Here is a 2,781-nt window from a genome sequence, read left to right on the forward strand (position 1 = left end):
CGGGGCGCCGTAGGCATAAACGGTCGCGTTAAGTATTTGCCGCTTGCTTGGGCTTGGATGCCCAAAACATGCTTCCGCAAAAATAGCGACTCCCCGGTCGGAAGGGGCCAATTCCCCTCCCGAGGAGCCATCCTACCTAACAGACCTTGGTAGTCGGTTTGTTCAGGTCGTAGATGACGCTGGCGTACTGGTCGCCTTCACCCATCACCTCGTTATCGCGTGTTGCCATCTGCTGGGTTGAGTCGATGCGGTCTTTGCGAATGTCGACGAAGATGCTGCCGTACTCATCGCCCTGACCCAGATCGAGGTCGCTAGCGGCGGTATTTGGAATGGATTTGATGTTGCCCTCTTCAATGTCGTTAAAGACGCTACCGTACATGTCGCTATCGGGGTGGGAGTCGCCGGTCAGGTCGCAGTGCGCGGCGAGAGAGGCGGTGGAAAACAGGGATAATGCTACTAATGCTATTAAGTTTTTCATGATGGCTCTCCTTACAAATTCCGTATGCACCAGATGCGGCGTATACGATTTGCTTACATATAGTAGACCGTTATGGTCGGGTAATTATTGCAGCGGGGCGCAGATAAAAAGTTTCTATAAAGCCGGGTTGAAACTAATCGCTAAATAGCAGAATAGGCGTAGGGTTTTCAGTGGCTATAGGGTCATCATTTCGTCCCAGTAGCCGCTGAATCTGTTCGACGGTTGGCAAAAAGGTTCGATCGGTGCGTAGGAATGTGAAAAGCCAGCGGTGGTTGATCTGCTGGCGGGAGAGTGCTCCAAGCCAGAGTGGTTGAGCGCTATCGCCGATCTCGACACCCGTTGACCAGAGGCGCAGTACATAGTGACCATCGCCCTGTCGGTTGGGACGGATAAGGGCAAGTGTTTCGTACTTTCCGGCGTGTACCTTGGGTGAGAGCGGCAACTGCTCCAGGCTGGGGTCTGCTGAGAGCCATAGCAGTGCAGTGCGAGGTGTGAGTTCGACCGGATGTTGCCAACCCGCATTCAGTAGCGTTGCTTCGATTTTATCGAGCTCACCACGCCACTGAATCTGCATCGGTTCCTCTCGACGGTTGCGCAGATCGTGACGCCAGGCGGGCAGCAGCTGCCACTGATCGTTGAGCCACGCCTGCTGTTGCCAGACAGCCCGTTCTTCCTGAGCGGCATATCGCTCAAGATCACTGCTGTGGCGTAGACCAATGTTGATCGCTGCCGAGATGATTAGCATGACGGCGGTGAGTGAGAGGAGCGGGCGCAGCGGTAGCCTGGTTGCCGGATGGCGGCGATAGGCAAGTCCGATGATGGCGACCCAGCCGAGTCCGAGTGCAATCCCCCCAGCCACATCACTCAACCAGTGAGCGCCAAGATAGAGGCGTGAAAGTGCGATCGGGGTGATGAGCAGGCCAGCCGCCAGGTAGGCCCAGAGTCGGCGAGAGGCGGTCAGTTCCCGTGCGATAAGTACTGCGAGAAAGCCGTAGATCACGACACTCATGGTGGTATGGCCGCTGGGAAAGGAGAAGCTGGAGAGACCATCGTAGATCTCAATCGGTCGCGGAATCTGCAGGCTCCATTTCAAAACGTTGGTTGCAGCAATACCGAACAGGATCGCGGCCATCCAGTGGGCAGCGGCCGAGTAGTAACGCCGATAGAGCATCCAGGCAAACAGGGTGATGGAGAGCGGCAGGTAGACGGTGCTGTCGCCCAGCTCTGTCGTTGCCACCATTAAGGTGTTGAAGAGTGGCGTGCGGTGGTCCTGGAAAAAGTGAAACACTATCTGATCGAGTGCGCTCGGTTCGGGTGCTCCGATCACCACACTCAACAACATGAAGAAGCCGCTGGCGGAGGCGAGAATAATCAGGGCCAGATAGAAGAGTGCCTGTGGCTCGGGGTGGTTTGGATCGATCAGCGCGTTACTGAAGCGGCCAATGCGGGGGTGGTTGTGACCCCAATCCCAGAGGCGCTGGGCGTAGTAACCGGTGAGTGGCTCGAGTGTGCGATAGAGCCGGCGTACCAGCCACAGGACAAACCAGAGGGTAAAGAGCAGGGTGAGCAGCAGCAGGGTCAGACGCCCGGCGACCTCACTGGCCAGCTCCAGCGAGGCACCGAAGAGGGTGCCCGGCAGGATATAGGCGGGTGCCCAGGCAAGGGCGGAGAGCACGTTGATGGTGAGAAAACGCTGAGTCGGCATGTTGAGCATCCCGGCAACCGCAGGAATGATGGGGCGCACCGGGCCGACAAATCGGCCGATCAGGATGCTCTTGCCACCATGACGGTGAAAAAAGCTAATGCCGCGGGCGAGTAGCCTGGGGTGGTTGCGGAAGGGCCAGATCACCTTCAGACGCATGTGGTAGTGGCGTCCGAGCCAGAAGCTGATGCCATCACCGATAATGGCGCCCGCTGCGGTCCAGGCGAGTGTCGGCCAGAGTGGCAGGATCTGAAGGCCGACCAGGGTGCCGATAGCAAAGAGCAGGAATGCACCCGGCACAATCAAACCAACGATTGCCAATGATTCACTGCAGGCGATCAGAAAGACGATGAGCCCGGCCCAACCGGGATGAGCGGTTAACCAGTCGAGCAGTGGTTGTAGGTCGGTAAGGTTCACAATTCCGATTTTAGCGTTATATGTTATAGGGGAGTCGCTATTTTTGCGAGAGTTTGTTTTGGGCATCCAAGCCCAAGCAAACAGCAAAACTTCACGCGACCGTTTATGCCTGCGGCGCCCCGACCGTCCTGCGTACGTTGCGTAATCACCTCTTCGCGGCTCTACACAACTCCCTCAGTGACTC

The 2,781-nt window shown here is 57.0% G+C and carries 2 protein-coding genes; both read right to left on the reverse strand.

Annotation, left to right across the window (positions count from 1 at the left end; all coding sequences use genetic code 11):
* Window positions 1-136: 136 nt before the first annotated feature.
* A complete protein-coding gene (locus tag BOW52_RS16540; RefSeq protein ID WP_135622604.1) occupies window positions 137-478 on the reverse strand; it encodes a hypothetical protein in 342 nt (113 codons plus the stop codon).
* Window positions 479-611: 133 nt separating this feature from the next.
* Window positions 612-2,597, reverse strand: coding sequence for a bifunctional DedA family/phosphatase PAP2 family protein (locus tag BOW52_RS16545; protein WP_172840405.1), 1,986 nt, complete (start codon window positions 2,595-2,597; stop codon window positions 612-614).
* Window positions 2,598-2,781 lie beyond the last annotated feature (184 nt).

Origin of the sequence: Solemya pervernicosa gill symbiont (genome assembly GCF_002020875.1) — a bacterium.
Classification (GTDB): Bacteria; Pseudomonadota; Gammaproteobacteria.